This is a genomic window from Rhizobium sp. UFLA01-1127 (assembly GCF_059803845.1).
In genome coordinates this window covers 1-15,345 of sequence record NZ_JAUQTZ010000148.1, presented here as the reverse complement: position 1 = coordinate 15,345, position 15,345 = coordinate 1, and the positions used below count along the sequence as shown (strand labels likewise).

Annotated in this window: 13 protein-coding genes and 5 pseudogenes; 8 read left to right on the top strand and 10 right to left on the bottom strand. The window is 56.9% G+C overall.

All coding sequences use genetic code 11. The features are described from left to right. Positions 1-34: 34 nt before the first annotated feature. The 5 genes and pseudogenes from Q4Q11_RS26650 to Q4Q11_RS26630 form a co-directional block, all read right to left on the bottom strand. Entirely contained in the window at positions 35-631 is a 597-nt protein-coding gene (locus tag Q4Q11_RS26650) for a dual specificity protein phosphatase family protein (protein WP_112507534.1), read from the bottom strand. 252 nt (positions 632-883) lie between these two features. After that, positions 884-1,115 (bottom strand): annotated as a pseudogene (locus tag Q4Q11_RS26645) (JAB domain-containing protein); the annotation flags it as partial. Between the two features lie 221 nt (positions 1,116-1,336). Continuing rightward, on the bottom strand, positions 1,337-1,579 hold the full coding sequence (locus Q4Q11_RS26640; protein ID WP_174017641.1) for a helix-turn-helix domain-containing protein: 243 nt from the start codon (positions 1,577-1,579) through the stop codon (positions 1,337-1,339). Between the two features lie 100 nt (positions 1,580-1,679). After that, positions 1,680-2,431: pseudogene (locus Q4Q11_RS26635) on the bottom strand (IS6 family transposase). A 481-nt stretch (positions 2,432-2,912) separates the two neighbouring features. Next, a pseudogene (locus Q4Q11_RS26630) lies at positions 2,913-3,641 on the bottom strand (FtsX-like permease family protein); the annotation flags it as partial. A 1,894-nt stretch (positions 3,642-5,535) separates the two neighbouring features. On the opposite strand from Q4Q11_RS26630, the pseudogene Q4Q11_RS26625 reads away from it, so the two are divergent. Then, a pseudogene (locus tag Q4Q11_RS26625) lies at positions 5,536-5,652 on the top strand (transposase domain-containing protein); the annotation flags it as partial. Here the strand turns inward: Q4Q11_RS26625 and Q4Q11_RS26620 are convergent. Then, positions 5,648-6,104 (bottom strand): annotated as a pseudogene (locus Q4Q11_RS26620) (IS66 family transposase); the annotation flags it as partial. The pseudogenes Q4Q11_RS26625 and Q4Q11_RS26620 sit on opposite strands and share 5 nt — an antisense overlap. Before the next feature lie 379 nt (positions 6,105-6,483). On the opposite strand from Q4Q11_RS26620, the gene Q4Q11_RS26615 reads away from it, so the two are divergent. Continuing rightward, a complete protein-coding gene (locus Q4Q11_RS26615) occupies positions 6,484-7,536 on the top strand; it encodes a hypothetical protein (protein ID WP_498571345.1) in 1,053 nt (350 codons plus the stop codon). 228 nt (positions 7,537-7,764) lie between these two features. Here Q4Q11_RS26615 and Q4Q11_RS26610 read toward each other — a convergent pair whose 3' ends face one another. Further along, positions 7,765-8,010, bottom strand: coding sequence for a DUF2188 domain-containing protein (locus tag Q4Q11_RS26610; RefSeq protein ID WP_498571344.1), 246 nt, complete (start codon positions 8,008-8,010; stop codon positions 7,765-7,767). 128 nt (positions 8,011-8,138) lie between these two features. On the opposite strand from Q4Q11_RS26610, the gene Q4Q11_RS26605 reads away from it, so the two are divergent. From Q4Q11_RS26605 to Q4Q11_RS26590, 4 genes are all read left to right on the top strand, one after another. Next, entirely contained in the window at positions 8,139-8,930 is a 792-nt protein-coding gene (locus Q4Q11_RS26605) for a type IV toxin-antitoxin system AbiEi family antitoxin domain-containing protein (protein WP_498571343.1), read from the top strand. Continuing rightward, entirely contained in the window at positions 8,917-9,834 is a 918-nt protein-coding gene (locus Q4Q11_RS26600) for a nucleotidyl transferase AbiEii/AbiGii toxin family protein (RefSeq protein ID WP_498571342.1), read from the top strand. Before Q4Q11_RS26605 ends, Q4Q11_RS26600 begins: the two co-directional genes overlap by 14 nt. 157 nt (positions 9,835-9,991) lie before the next feature. Further along, the gene (locus Q4Q11_RS26595; RefSeq protein WP_498571341.1) at positions 9,992-10,924 is read left to right on the top strand and encodes an HNH endonuclease; all 933 of its coding nucleotides are present in this window, start codon (positions 9,992-9,994) and stop codon (positions 10,922-10,924) included. Positions 10,925-10,969: 45 nt separating this feature from the next. Beyond that, positions 10,970-11,896, top strand: coding sequence for an HNH endonuclease (locus Q4Q11_RS26590; RefSeq protein WP_498571340.1), 927 nt, complete (start codon positions 10,970-10,972; stop codon positions 11,894-11,896). A 9-nt stretch (positions 11,897-11,905) separates the two neighbouring features. Here the strand turns inward: Q4Q11_RS26590 and Q4Q11_RS26585 are convergent, their stop codons facing one another. From Q4Q11_RS26585 to Q4Q11_RS26575, 3 genes are read right to left on the bottom strand one after another with little or no spacing between them, the layout of a single operon-like run. Continuing rightward, positions 11,906-13,321 carry an exonuclease domain-containing protein gene (locus Q4Q11_RS26585; protein ID WP_498571339.1) on the bottom strand — a complete coding sequence of 472 codons (1,416 nt, stop codon included), beginning with the start codon at positions 13,319-13,321 and terminating at the stop codon, positions 11,906-11,908. Further along, positions 13,318-13,848 (bottom strand): ImmA/IrrE family metallo-endopeptidase, encoded by a 531-nt coding sequence (locus Q4Q11_RS26580; RefSeq protein ID WP_498571338.1) that lies wholly within the window; start codon positions 13,846-13,848, stop codon positions 13,318-13,320. Before Q4Q11_RS26580 ends, Q4Q11_RS26585 begins: the two co-directional genes overlap by 4 nt. After that, positions 13,845-14,198 carry a helix-turn-helix domain-containing protein gene (locus Q4Q11_RS26575; RefSeq protein ID WP_498571337.1) on the bottom strand — a complete coding sequence of 118 codons (354 nt, stop codon included), beginning with the start codon at positions 14,196-14,198 and terminating at the stop codon, positions 13,845-13,847. The genes Q4Q11_RS26580 and Q4Q11_RS26575 overlap by 4 nt, the downstream gene beginning before the upstream one ends. 188 nt (positions 14,199-14,386) lie before the next feature. Here Q4Q11_RS26575 and Q4Q11_RS26570 point away from each other — a divergent pair, with 188 nt between their 5' ends. Continuing rightward, positions 14,387-14,920: a hypothetical protein gene (locus tag Q4Q11_RS26570; protein WP_498571336.1), complete on the top strand. Its 534-nt coding sequence runs from the start codon at positions 14,387-14,389 to the stop codon at positions 14,918-14,920. Further along, positions 14,917-15,345 (top strand): DUF7665 family protein (locus tag Q4Q11_RS26565; protein WP_498571335.1); only part of this gene is annotated, 429 nt, incomplete at its 3' end. The genes Q4Q11_RS26570 and Q4Q11_RS26565, both read left to right, overlap by 4 nt.

The window sequence follows — 15,345 nt, the reverse complement described above, 5'->3', positions numbered from 1 at the left end:
ATGTTACAGATTATCTAACGAGAAAATCAGGCAATCAGGATGCCGAAAGGCCAAGCCAAGATTCCAGCTTCTCGAAGGTACGGTCCATGGCGTAGGCACGCGTGAAGGAAAATGGCAGGTGACCGTAGATGATCGACATCTGACCTTCCGCGGTTGCCTCATTCGCTTTGGCAATGGCGGCGAGGTAAAGGGCTGACGCAAGGCCGGTCCTGTCGGCGCCCGCCTGGCAATGGATGAGAATCGGCTTCGGTGCGTTGCGCATGATATCGACGAGCTGCTCGGCCTGAGCCTGCGTCAGCTCGCGTCCGGCAGACATGTGAAAATCGATATGGTTGATGTTGAGCTCTTTCGCCTCGGCAACTTCGTTATCATACCAATGGCGCCCGGTATTGTCTCCGCGCAGGTTGATGATGGTCTTGATGCCGTATTGCTTTTGAAACTCGGCAATGGTGCTGGCAGACGGTTGCGAGGAACGGTAAAGCTCGCCGGCAATGACCGAATGGAAATTCGTCGTCCAGAGCATATGAGCATAGAACCCGCCGGCAACCGCTGCAAAGGCTCCCGCGGCGACAAGCGCGCCGCGACCAATACGAAGGAGGCGATGAGCAAGCGTCGGCGCTGTCTTCTGCATATAATCTCCGGCGACCCACGTCTCGGCGACAGGCCAAATCAAAACAACGGCTTCCGCCGGTGCATATGCCGATCGGATGTGATGATCTTCTGCCAGATGATGCTGACGCTGAACTGAAAAATGGGAGTGGCGATCGCAACGGCATAATCGGAGATGCCGCAGATATCCGATCGGATTGAATCCTAATTGTCATCCAATATCAAATTGATCTCGCGGTTTCTTAAATATATCTATCGCTTTCGGCGCGAAATTCTAAATTAAGCGTAATGCACGAAAACTGACATGGCCGTTCTTGCCGATAATAACGTGGTCGTGAACGGCGATGCCTAAAGGCTTGGCGGTGTCGATGATCGTCTTGGTCATGTCGATGTCGGCGCGTGACGGTGTCGGATCGCCCGACGGGTGGTTGTGGATCAAAACAGCCAACGAAATAAGTCGTTGTTTATCAGCATGTTATGTACGCTTGCGGATGAACTGGGGTATGGGTTTGGTGTCTGAAACAAATGACATTCCGTGACCATCCCGCCGTATTCCGCCCGATCCTTCCAGCTTCCAGAAACGCATGCACGAGCACGAGTCACTGTGGCAACTAAGGTTACGGGGGAATGCAGATCGCGACAAGTGCCTCGCTAGAAGCGATGTTCGCAGCCGTTTGCTTCAGTAGGCATGAGCCCCTCGACAACGGGACGAGGCTCATGCCGACGCTCAGATCACGCTGGTCTCAGCGTCAGTAGTATCAAACGGGAGGTATCGCGTGCGTTGGCATGGGACGAGGTTTGAACGATCCCAGCGATCTAGCTCGTTGACCGGGTACAGAACCGATTTGCCGATTTTAATGAATGATGGCCCGATCCTCTTCGATCGCCAGTTGCGCAACGTGCCCTCGCTAACTTGATTTCGATAGCGTTCGACAACTTCTTCCAGAGTTAAATAAACAGAAATAGACACAAATTCTCCGTATGCGCCGTCCACGACCCATTGATTTATCAGTTGCAGCGGCGATGTCACGTTGTTTCACCAAAGCCCGACCAGGCGTTTGTCAGTGAGCTTATGCAGTAGCGGCGGTCGCGACTTTCCACTGCGCCATTGCGCGAATTCGATGAATGTGGGTCGCCACGGCTGAGCGTTTGTGATGCGGTGCGACGAAGAGATTTCTGACTGCTAAAAAGGCCGAGATGAAACGTTGCAAGCCTCCGACAGATCGGAAGCCCTGCATCATTCGTTCTCCTTTTCGAAGCGGCACGTGGGAATTCTCCGCGCGATTGTTCAGGCCTTTATGCGATCGATGTTCGACAGCGGGCATCACATCCCGTCTTGCCGCTCCGTACGGGCGCAGTTTGTCGGTGACGATGCGTTTCGGCGTCAGGCCTTGCTTCCTCAGCAGCCTGACCAGCAATCGATTGGCAGGCCTGGTATCGCGGCGGGCCTGGACGATCTCATCCAGAACGTAACCGTCCTGATCAACGGCACGCCAAAGCCAATGTTTTCGGCCGCGGATGGAAATCGCCACCTCGTCCAAATGCCAGATATCTTTTCGAGACGGTTTCTTTTTGCGCAACTGCTTCGCATGAGCCGCTCCGAATTTTCGGCTCCATCGCCGGATCGTTTCGTAAGACACGACGATGCCGCGCTCCAACAGCATTTCTTCGACCAGCCGCAAGCTCAAGGGGAACCGAAAATACAGCCAGACCGCATGCGCGATGATCTGATGTGGAAAGCGGTGGTTCTTGTAACTGATCGTCGGTTCGCTCATCCCCGCCCGATTATCTGCCAACCGTTAAGCCACCGACAACGTGACATCGCCGGTTATCGTGCTCTCATCCGCAGATTTTCGCCGCCTGACCATATTCGATGCGGGCTCGCCTCTCTCTAAGAACGGATATTTATCCCAACGTACGTCGAGGTTTCCCTGATCTTTGCAGATTCCTGAAACTTTGAAGCGGCGGCCGCTGCGGGGGGGTTAGGCGCTGCTTACCCAACCGTTCTTGTCGTTTCCCTATCAATGGCTGCTGGAATCGCTTCGACACCTTTCATAGAGGTCCCAGGCAAGGTCGGCCATCGCCAGAAGAACATCGCTTTCGCTCCATCCAGCTCCGACCGCGGTTCGGAGTACTTCGTTGATGATGGGCTGCAAGCGGCGCTGGCATTCCTTGGCGAAATCGTCAGCGTCCTCTGATTGAGGGGCCGGAGGAAAATTTAATTCCATCGCTGTGCCTTCACGTAATATCAACTTCATGTTTCTCGATGAACAAGCTGCATCCAATGAGGGAATCTAATAGCGTCACTCAATGTCTTTTGCATTTAATCCGGCAACGCCACAGCGGTTTATCCGGAATAATAGGTCTCTTGAGAGCGCCGCCACGGGATCGAGCAGCGAAGCGTTGCGCGCCGGCAGGTAGCCGAACGCAAGGCCGATGGCGCAGGAGCAAGTGAAGTCGAGGATGATTGAACTCGCCGAGTAGACCAAAGTAAAATTGGAACCGAAGTAATCGAATATGGGACCAAAGCCGAGCGCCGTTGCAACGCCCGACGTCCCGCCGAGCAGACAGACCAGTACGGCTTCAATGAGGAATTGCTGCAGGATGTCCTGGCGTCTCGCTCCGACTGCCATACGCACGCCGATTTCGGCGACGCGTTCGGAAACCGAGGCGAGCATGATGTTCATGACTCCGATGCCGCCGACCAGCAGCGAGATGACGGCGATAGATGAGATGAGCAGGGTCATCGTCCGAATAGTAGTGGCGATCGTCTTGCGGATATCGTCGGTGTTGAGGATGAAGAAATCCCTGGTGCCGTGCCGTCGATCCAGAAAATGCGTCACTGCCCTCCCGGCCGTCGAATTGTCGGCGTCGTCCGCGACGCGTACGGTAACGCTGCGCAACGACATGTCGCCCACGAAGCGATTCTGTACACTGGTGTAGGGAAGGTAGATCGAAATATTGTCGCTGGAGCCGAAGCCGCCCTGCTGTGCGGCAATCACACCGATAATGCGCACGTGGACGTTGCCAACGTCGAAGCCGCCGTCATAGAGCGTGGAGAAGGTGGCGTCGGCTGTGCCGCTCGATGTGGCCGATGTGCGTGTTCGCGTTCCCGCGCCGGTTCCCTCGACAGTCGGCAGCAATGCGCCTTTCTGTTCGCGGTACGTGGCGCGCGCTTCGCGGATTTTAGCCTTGGCCGTTGCGACGTCCAAATTGCCGGCCATCGCCTCCTCGATCAGCGCATCGAGTGTAGGATCATTGAGCTGCTTCCACCATTGCGACAATTGCGGCGTCTTCAACGGTTTCCTTGGGGCTTTGCTGCCCCAGTGAGGCGGCATTATGAGGGCGGGTGTCCGGTAATCGGGCCGACAACGCAGCCTGTCAGCATACCGGCAACCGCGGCAGCTATGACTATATTTGGCAGGCGTCTGCTTGAGCACGAACATGTCGACAAGCTCTTTTATTCCTGATCAATTGGTCTTTTGCGCTAGCTTTTGCTGATGGTGCAGGCTACCGAACGTTTCGGGACGCAGTCGGCGTTTCCCGGCAGGAGGGCGGTGCTAGCGCGGAAGGTCCGGGAACGCCCGGCGGGGCGCTCGCGGAACCGATCAGCCCAGAGAGGCTTCTCCTGAGCGAACCTCTGTTGCGATCAGCGAAACGCATGAGGCCCGGGAACGAGGGATCGTTCGGCATCCTCAAGCTTTGCAGGCTGATCTGTGGTAAGAACATCGCGGAGGGCGAGCGCGGAAGTGGCGACGCCGCCGATAGCGGTTATCAGCAAAGTCGCGACGATGTATCGTTGCCTCATGATCAGTGCCTTTATTACGATTGACTGATGCCGAGGCTAGCCGGGTCATATGAACACAATACGTCCTGATATTTCTGAATATTGCCCTGCGGGGGAATGTTGCGAACGAAGTTTGCCAGAGAAGCCGGCGGCAACAATTCATTACAACTTTTCTCGATCGTCAACGGAGAGGAAGCGAGGCTCCTTCTGATTTTCGCCCAGAGCCGGACGGGTAACGCTTCTCAATCTTTGGGCCACCTGGTGCGTCGCCTACCGTATCGACCTAAGGGCACGGGACGGCTTTTTTCGCGGCAAAGGGGCAGTATAACGCGAACGTCGTTGCCATTTATGTCGATCTCTCGGACGGTGCCCGGGTCGCTGAATTTGTTCAGGAGCTGGGATCAGGCATCTTCGCGTCCTGACCGATCCGAGCATATCACTCACGCAAGCATGGGCATCCGCTGAAGCGCCGTTGCCGGTATGCGGCATGCCGATTACCTATCTTATAACCCCGAGAGGCCGGATCGCGGGTTTCATTGAAGGGCCTTTCAAGTGAATTTCTCCGAAAGGTCAGGCCCTCATAAATTACTATGCTGCACTTTGAATTGTTATTAAGAACTGGAGCGAACCCCTCGGGCTGGACCTGGGGATTTCATGAGCCTTCTGCGATTGAGGCCTGCAGAGCGTATCAGTTTTCCGTCTCCCGTGGTTCAGCCCGAGAGGATCGCTCCACATTTTAAAAACTGACGTCACAGTGGCCTTTGGTACTGGAGGTGGCAAGGGGAGAAAAAAGGTTGAGAGCTAATAAAAGCAGCATATCCTGCGGAAATTGAATCTCGCATCATTCCGGGGCCGGCGCGTCGTGTATGTTCGACTGGCCGGAACGTATGGCAAATCTGGATGGACTCGACGATAGAGACAAAAAGTCTCCGTCTCGTGGCTCGCGGCCGCGCTCTGCAGTGCCTCGATGATCTTTTTGCCGTCATTAATCGAGAGTATGCGCCGTCCACGACCTATTGATTTATCAGTTGCAGCAGCTTGATGGTCTTGCGGGAGGGCCGGATGTGAGCTCACCCGATAGTATCTGACGAGCTCATTGTGAGGCCTTGATGCGGGCGGCATAGGCCCAGGGCATGAGGGCCCGGTTTGCCAGCCTGATCGGCACTTGTAAAATGAACGGCGTTGAGCCTTACGCCTATCTGTGCGACCTCTTCACCCGCCTCGCAAACGGCCACCTGGCAAAAGACATCGATGCCCCATTGCGGCCCCCTTCATCGTGGCCCGCAAAGAGCGCATTGCGGCGATTCATGGCGGGTCGGCGGATCGCGTTTTCCACCAGGTTGGAGTCGATATCGACGTGGCCGTCGTCCAGGAACAGCCGGAAGCCGTCCTGTCGCGTCAGCATATAGGCCAGGGCTTTTCCGAGGTCAGACTTGCGTGAGACGCGTTTGGCTTGCGCTGCCAGCCAGGTGAAGAACTCGTCCACCAGCGGGAGGTCCTGTCGAACTGCCCGGCGATGTTCGCGATCGCAACCCCGGATACTGTCTTCGATCTTGTAGAGCGCGGCGATCCGCACCAGCGCCTCGTCGACGATGGGCGATCCACTCTTTGGCGTGGCCTTGATCAGCTTTCTGCGCCCGTGCGCCCAACAGAAAGCCAGCTTCAAGGGATCGCCACCCGTCCGGTCCGACGAGGCCAGATGAGAATATGCTCAAAAAGCAGCAGACCCAATGGGACAGAGACGGCGCTTACAATTCTCCTAGGCTTCGATCATTGTGCAACGGGCTGTTGCACAAAGGCCTGCGGTCACATGAATTGATGGGCAGAATTGATTCCGCTGCGTTTGGCGTCGACGGCTTAGAAGGTCGTCGGCCGATGTGCGGTAAGACAAGCTGAACATCGAAAGGATCGCTGTGGCACGAGTTTTTACACGTGAAGAGTTTTACGAATTGGTCTGGTCGAAGCCGCTGACGCATCTAGCGAAGGAGTTCGCGATCTCCGATGTCGCGCTTCATAAGATTTGCAGGAAGCATGAGATCCCTAATCCACCTCTTGGCTGGTGAGCAAAGAAAGCGGCTGGGAAAAAGGTGAAGCAAACGCCGCTGCCGAAAGCCAAGGCAGGGAGTGCTCATGGGATCACAATTGCCAATGCGGATCTGGGCCGCGAAGCTGCCGCACTTGCGGGCGTACGCGAACAGGCACGTATCCTTGCGTCTGAAGGTGATGATAGCCAAGCAGCCCCGTCGCACCCGATCATTGAGCGGACGCTCGCCGGCCTCAGAAAAGCGAAGCCATCCGATATCGGTGTCGTTGTTGCTGACGGGCCTGGGCTCATCAAGTGCGAGGTGGCATCGTTGTCGATCGACCGCCTTGCGATCGCGCTGCCGCGGATCATCCGGGCAGCATCACTCCAGGGCTTTGAGCTCGTCGCGGGCGAGGGCTTGGCGAAGTTCAAATCCAAAACTGAGACTGTCGGCTTCTCAATCGCAGAATCGATCAGGCGAGAAAAGCATGTTCTGACGGATGCTGAGCGAGCCAAGGAGGAAGCATGGGAACGAAAAAGGGATCGTGCAGCACGGCGTAACTCTTGGGATGACCTATTCTCCGACAGGCCTCGCTTTCCGGAATGGGATCATCATTCGACCGGCCAGCTCTCGTTTGAGTTCGAGCAGGTGTATGTTTTCCGGGGGGCTGCGCCGCGCCGCAGTTTCCGCGACGCTAAGGTTCAGCGGCTGGAGAATATGGCCAGCGACATCGCTGTAGGCCTTGCAGTGCTTGCTGCGGCGAAAACTGAAGAACGGCTCAGGCGGGAGGCAGAGCAGCGGAGGATTGAGGAGGAGCGTCGTCGCCGCGAACTTGCTGCGCGCGTCAAACACATTCAGGATCGCCGCACCAACGGACTGAGCACGCTTCTCTCCGAATTTGATGAACTGGACCGGCTACGTCGTCTCATCGCCATGCTCACCGAAGAGGTTTCGGCCGAACCGAGCCCGAGATTGTCGGCGTTTCTGGCTTGGACCACAGAGCACTTGGCGCAGCGCGAGGCTCTTCTATCTCCGCGGGCGATCGAGAACCGCTTCGAGGCGGAGCGCCTATTTGGTGACGATGACGATCACGGTTTCACGCCCTCGCGGTGGTAGGTTGGCGAGAGCGAGGAAGTCTCGATAGGTTATCGATGACGCGGCAAGCGGCGGCCTATGCTTTTGGCCGCAGGCGGGTCGTCTGGGGCTTTGTCGCATCGCGGGAACGGCAGAGTTTGACGCAACGCGTGATATCGCCTCTGGGCTGGAGGAAGATCGGCCATAACTTCGTCGATCGTGCGAGGCATGTGGGTTGCTTTCGTTGAAGTGCCGGGAGGTGGATACGAATTAGCCCGGCGATTTCTTGGGATCGGCAGCACGCGGATAAGTCCGCTCTTCTTGAAATTGACCGTCGACCTTCTGGATCTTGACCGATCCTCCGTCCTTGCCGACAGCCTTCTCGAGGGCGCCGCCTTTGGTCGCATCGGATTTGGTGTCGAAGTTCGCCGTGGGACGACTCGCGCCGTCTTTGGTCAAATCCCAGTGATCTTTCTTCTCGTTGTGCGTAAGCGTGAATTTCGGCAGCTTGGCCATTTCCTCTTCCAGAAGCGTTCCGTCTCCTCGGTTTGAATGTTGCGCTTTTATGCCTACCATTGATGGGTTGAAAATGCGAATTCCCGAACTTGCCCTTCGGTTTAGACTCATGCTATTTTCACCCACTAATGGTAGGTCAAAAGAACGAAAAGATAAACCAGCTTCATCGCTTGCTCCCCGAGGGGCTGGTGGTTGACACCGCTTGGCTGGAAAAACACGGCTACCGTCGGCAGTGGCGCGAAAAGTATGTGGCGCAGGGCTGGCTCGAAGGTGTCGTTCGTGGCGTCTATCAGCGGCCAACCAGTAACGCTGATCAGGCGATAGCCTGGCAGCGCGTGATCATCTCGCTCCAACGACTTCTGGATAAATCCGTGTACGTCGGTGGTCGCAGCGCCCTCGAGCTACAAGGCCTGACACACTACCTCCGCTTTTCTGGCAAGCCAGAAATCCACCTCTATGCCTATGGCAGTCTGCCCGGCTGGGTCGAGCGGATACCGACCGACGCTCAGTTCGTCGAACACAAGGCAGACAAGCTCTTCGATGCCGACGCACCTGGAAGGACACGCATCGTATGGGGACATTGGGGATGGGAGCTCGATGTCTCCGCGCCCGAGCGCGCTCTTTGCGAACTTCTTGACCTGCTCCCATCCCGGGAGACGTTCCATCAGGCGGACGTCCTAATGGAGGCGGTCCGCACACTGAGCCCGAAGCGGGTTCAGGCCGTGCTGGAAGCGTGCCGGAGCGTGAAGGTGAAGCGACTGTTTCTCTGGTTCGCCGAGCGGCACGCCCATCCATGGTTCGGCCGGCTCGATCTCAAACGTATCGACCTCGGTCATGGCAAGCGTCAGATCGTGGTCGGCGGTCGACTGGACAGCAAGTATCAGATCACTGTGCCGGAGACACTCGATGCCGGCGTCTGAAGCCTATCGCGCGCAAGTCAGTCTCCTCGTTCGGGTTCTGCCGCTCGTTGCAGAGGAGAACGTCTTTGCGTTGAAGGGCGGCACGGCCATCAATCTCTTCGTCAGAGACCTTCCACGTCTGTCGGTCGATATCGATCTGACCTATCTGCCGGTCGAGGATCGCGCGACGTCCCTCGCCAATATCGATGCCGCCATACGACGGATTGCCGCTCGAATAGCGGAGAGTGTACCGCGTAGCCGCACCCAGGCCGTGCCGCTGCACAGCGAAGGTGCTGCAACAAAGGTGCTGGTTGCCTCCGACGGCGTGCAGATCAAAATCGAGGTGACGCCCGTCATTCGTGGTTGCGTCTACTCTCCGGAGACACGGGCGGTTTGCGACCGGGTCGAAGAGCTCTTCGGATATGCCGAGGTGCCCGTTGTGTCCTTCCCGGACCTCTATGCCGGCAAGATCGTCGCCGCCTTGGATCGGCAGCATCCGCGAGATTTGTTCGATGTCAGGGATCTGCTCGCGAATGAGGGAATATCCGATGAGCTGCGGCGTGCCTCCATTGTCTACATTCTGAGCCACAACAGGCCGATGGGCGAGGTCTTGGCGCCGACGCGCAAGGATTTGCGCCACGAGTTTGACGCGGGGTTTGCCGGCATGACGGAAGAGCCAGTGACCCTCGAGGCGTTGTACGATGCTCGTGAAGCTTTAATCGCCGAGGTCGTTGGCAAGATGCCTGCCGAGCACCGGCGCTTTCTTCTCTCCTTCAAGGCCGGCGAGCCAGATTGGGACTTGCTAGGCGTGCCTGGAGCCGCGGACTTGCCGGCGGTGCGCTGGAAGATCGACAACTTGGCCAAACTTTCGGAGGGCCGACGCGAAAAGCTGTTGTCTGATCTCAGGCGGGTGCTCGCGACATGAGACACGGAGGACGCGTGGGGAACGCCAAAGTGAAGAGGAACAAGACGACGACCAGCAATCTATGCTCCGCAGTAGTCGGCTTTCGGGGTACGGCGCTGACAATGTGGATTGCCAGAACGTCGGCGCCGCAAACACAGCCGAACTGAGAGGCTAGACCATGGTCCGTCTCTTCGTCGGCGTTACGGACAAGGCCTGGTTCGATCAGTTGAGCGCCTCTGTTCCGCATGACGAAGTCAATTTCTGGCAACCCAGCGGGACGACGCAGTTTCGTGCGCTTCAGCCCGGCGAACTATTCCTCTTCAAGCTGCATTCGCCAAACAACTTCATCGTTGGTGGCGGCATCTTCGGTCACGCGTCAATCGCGCCACTGTCTCTGGCCTGGGAAGCCTTTGGCCTTAAGAACGGCGTTTCCAGTCGCTCTGAAATGCGGACGCGAATTGCGAGCTATCGCCGGGATCCAATTGCTCTGGACGACAAACAGGATCCAGTCATCGGTTGTCGAATACTGACCCAGCCGTTCTTTTGGCCGCGGGAGCTCTGGCTGCCTGTTCCGGAGAGCTGGTCGCCAAACATCGTGACCGGCAAGGGATTCAGCGCGGAGGAAGGGGATGGGCAATATCTATGGTCTGCAGTCACAGAGCGATTGAACTCGGTTCCTGAGATTCGAAATACAGAGCAGGTCATGGCTGAGCGCTTCGGCAAGCCGACGCTGATCAAGCCGAGATTAGGGCAGGGCGCGTTTCGCCTGACGATCACCGATAGCTACGAACGCCGTTGCGCTGTCTCGGGCGAAAAGACCCTGCCGATTTTGGATGCCGCCCACATCCGTGCTTTCGAGGCCGGTGGAGAGCACGCGGCTTCGAACGGTTTGCTCCTTCGCACTGACATCCACCGGCTTTTCGACCTCGGATATGTGACTGTCTCGCCGGATGGCCGGTTCGAGGTTAGTGGCCGTTTGAAAGCTGACTTCGATAACGGTCGGCACTACTATGATCTTCACGGAACGCCCATTCGCCCTCCCAAGAACCGACATGCTGCGCCATCAGCCGACGCGTTGTCGTGGCATCGAGAGCATCGGTATCTGGGATGAACACTTCTCTCATAACCTCCCCTTTGCTGCCGACTGGACGATGCCATGAGTGAAGCTCCGACAGATACGCGCATTCGATTGGCGGCCGTCGAACACATCAAACGTGCGAGCGCTGGCGGGGTAATCACAGCAGACGAATTACGGGCAGGATTCTTCGTAGACGGGCAGCGAATTCCGCTGATCAACCCTCAGCGAGGAATATTCAAGCCGGCGTCCATGAAGTATTTGCTCAGTGTCCGGACCGTTTATCCGCGAACTGGCGCGCGTGTCTGGTATGACGATCAACGCACGGTTCATGCACAAATCGAGCGTGGCGATGAACTCATTGACTATGCATTCATGGGTACGGACGCAGGTGCCGCTGACAATCGGTGGCTGCGTGAAGCACGGGATGGTCAAACTCCCATCCTTTACTTCCTTGGTGTGGCGCCTCAGCGCTACACATTCATCTGGCCCACTTATGTCGCCGAATGGTCAGCATCGGATTTGAAGGTACGCCTTGCCTTCGGCGCTCCAGCAACAACGAATAAGGATTGGTCCATTCCAGATGCACCGGAGCGACGATACGGTTTGCGGCTAGTTCGGCAGCGTCTTCATCAAGCCACGTTCCGTGAGGCCATTTTAAGCGCCTATGGCAATAGATGCGCGATCACCGGGTTGCCGGAAGCGCGGCTGCTCGACGCTGCCCACATTATGCCGGACAAAGACGAAGATCTCGGACAACCGATCGTCCAAAACGGTCTTCCGCTTTCGAAAATTCATCATGCGGCGTTTGATGCCAATTTGATTGGCATCGATGCAGATTACCGGATTCATGTGAGCGACGCGCTGCTTTCGATAAACGACGGTCCCATGTTCGAGTATGGGCTTAAAGCTATGGCGGGGCAGCTTATCAAGCTGCCGACCCGTGGCCAGGACTATCCCGACAAAGGCCGTCTTGAGGAAAGGTTTGCACAGTTTCGGGGGCGGTAGAGCATAGTGTCAAGCCACATTGGTGAATGCAATCCGCCTGACTTCAGCGTCTAGGTAGTGTAAGAACTGGCGTTGGCGGATCAACTGATCACCATCGAGTTCGCCGGCGATCAATCGTTCGGCTTCCTGGCGCGCTGCGGGTATTGAACGCCATCGGGATTCTGCCTCGACTGGAGCCATTAGGCGATTATGAAGTTCAGTCTGCCAGGTTTGACGCAGGTCGACTGACATTAGATCAGGACGCTCAAAATAGATTAGTCGCAGCGCCAGGCGGCGATATCGTTGATCTTGAAAATTGCGTGCCAAGGCCGCCTTTTGCTCCCAGTGGGCACTGTGAAACTCTGCCATGAGAGCCCTGTCCTGCGGCGGCGGAAATCCGCCTTGGTAGAGTTGCTCTTCAACGTGGGGAGACGGCGGATATACCTTCTCAGCCGCCTGCGCGGCCCAGCGAAGCCTTTCTTGAAAGGATCGATCTTCCCGAAGATTAGTGACACGTTCGAGCACTTCCGCCTCGTCAAAGGGCGCAAAGTGTTCGGGTAGCGCGTCGTAAAGTGCCCAAAGCGTTGGCGCGGCATTCGTACGCACCGTCACAATCGGCCGCTGGGGTGACTTGCACACTGCAATAAGATCATCGTCCGAAAGCCTGCCGAGCAATTCAAAATCGGCAGTGAGATCAAGGCAATATTGCCGTATCGCTTGCTCGCTATGTTGTCCAATACGGGTAACGATGCGTGTGCGATGTTGGTTGCCAACCAACTCCGATACCAGGAATGCGTCTTCGTCGGTGACGAAGGCCTCAACGCTTGCTTTCTGGCTGAAGCGCATGAATTGCGACCAGATTTCTGGAGCGCGCGTCCGAATAACATCGCAAAGCGCGTGCATTGTGCGCACATCCGCCATTGCGTCATGCGCCAATGTCACCGTCAGGCCGTTTGCCTCCGCCAGGGGCTTCAGCTTGAACACAGTACGCCCGTGCTCGTCCGACGCCGGCTGCAAAACGTCTGGACGTAAGGCTGCTGTTAGTCGGCAAAGGCCGAGCACATCAGCGCGTGCGCTGCCTTGCGTGTTGGTCAGATAGGGGTCGTGGAGGCATTGGTAAAAAGCATGATGTAAAAATTCCTCATCGAAGGACAAAGAGTTGAAGCCGAGAAAAAGTGCCGGGCGCCATGATTGAAGCACCCGGTGGATTTCAGTCACCATCTCCAGGTGAGAGGGAAGCGATGGGTCAGTGAGCTGGTCGATTCCGAGCTCTGTTACGTGTAACGCTTCAGGAGATGGAATTATGTGGGGCATTAACCGGCAGCGTAGTTGCAACCTATCCACGATCCTCAAATCGGCGTCGGTCCGGACCGCTGCGAAATGCACAATCTGATCGAAGTGCTTCGCCAACCCGGTCGTTTCGACGTCGTAGAGGACAAAGCTCAACTCGGCTCTCCAAGCGAATCTAGTCTGAACCTCATCGCTGCCTCGCTGACGCGAAAACGCTTTGCGAGGGCGGCAACGGCGTCGTCGTCTTCGAGATCGACAGATCGGCCATTAAGAATTGCCAGCAGAAGGTCTTGCGGCATGAGAAGTTCGGCGGCGAAAGTGTTCGCCTCAATTTCGATTGGATCGGTACCGGTTGCGGAAACAGCGTCGCGTCGCAATGATCCTCGGTCGACATGTACTGCGTTTTCAAGTTCCGGCCCGTGAAGTTGGACATGTGCCAATTCGTGGGCGAGGGTGAACCGCTGGCGGTTGGGCGCGTGAAGCGTGTTTATGCCAACGATCGGCACGCCTTCGCGAACATATGCAAGGCCAGATAGTTCACCATCCAGCGGCGCATATTCTACCCGTATGCCGAGGGCTTTGACGATTCGGTCCAGTGGCACTGGAACAGACTTGATCGAAAATTGAGCCAGCAACTGCCGTGCAGCCTGCGTCGCCTTCTCCTTGTTGGCATTCCTGATCATGGATTCCGCTTCCTAAGAAGCTCTTCCGCAAATGCGGAGGCCAGAAGGCTCTCCACGGACAATTGTTGTTTCGGGCTCAGTGCGGTGCCGCCAGCTACCCTGATTGCGGGAAGCGGCTCCGCTGGCGTCCATGTTTCAGGCACCAACTCAAGAATGGAATTCAGCTTGAGCGCGTGTACGAGTGCGAAGAGCTGGTGCACCATAATCCGTTGTCTGCCGCTTTCGAGATTGGCGAGTGAGGCCCGCGATAGGCCGAGCTTCGTCGCGACCTCAGCCTGGGTCATGCCGAGTTCGTCGCGACGCTTGGCAACCGCCCGACCGAGGCGGTGATAAAGTTCCATGTCTGACATTGTTATAAACTGCTGCTTATGGGGTGTGTTTGTCAAGCTGACATTTGTGTGTATATCACAAACATATAAAAAAATTCAGAGAGTGGTATTGACGTTCCGCGAGGTTGCCCCCATCTTCATGAGGTAGCTGGGATGGGGATGGTCTCCATCGCGAAACGAGAGGTCGAGGGCCTCAAGGAGACTGTTCCATGACGGAAATTGTTGATGAAGACCTGATCGAAAGTGCGTCGGCGCTTAAGATGAAGTTTCCCGTGAAGACTGGTCACGGAGAAGAGAAAGTAATCGAACTCGACCTTGGTGATCGGGTAACTGTTATTCTTGATCTCATTGCCTCTGAGCGCGGTTGTTCGGCTGAAGAACTGATTCTGATCCGCGAGGGCGATGAAGAGCCGATCACCGAAATCGTAGTGGTCGACTCCGACTATCCGCATAAGCGTCGGCATCACGTCCACCACGCCGGCGAGGTCGTCGTGACGGTCTATTATCAGGCCCGCGAGGAGAGGCGCGGCTTCAAGCGTTCCGCAACCGTCGAGGCCGTCCTCGCCTGGGCGATCAAGGTGTTCAAAATCGACCCGAGCATGGCGACTGAGTTTGAGTTGACGCGCCACGGGGAGAGAGAGGAATTGCCGGGCTCCGAGCACGTCGGCCACTTGGCCGGTCGCCATGGCGAACTCGCTCTCGATCTCGTTCGTGGCGATATCGCAAACGGGGCGTCTGCATGATCGCCGATCCGAGCGCCGCCCGCGTCGCGGCCGACCTTCAGGACGCGAGCTTTGTTAGTGGCTGTGACGCGGGGCGATGGCGCGTTCTCGCATTCACCTTTCCGGTTCTGGACTTCACTATCACCGCCACAGAACCGGACGGTCGGATAACGGAATACGGGTTTCGGGCAGAACTGACAAATTTCCCAGCGGCGGCTCCGCAAGTGCAGATCTGGGATCACACCCGTAATGGCCCGCTGTCCCCCACCATGCGTCCGAAGGGCGGTCCCCGCGTGCAGAAAACCTTTCAGTGCTGGGGGGCTGACACGGTGTATCGCCCCTGGGATCGAATGACTGGCCCGCACGGCGACAACGCCGGGACGTTTCCACACCTGGCTTGGCGGCCCGATCGTCACCTCTCTTTCATTTTCGAGGACCTCTATGGC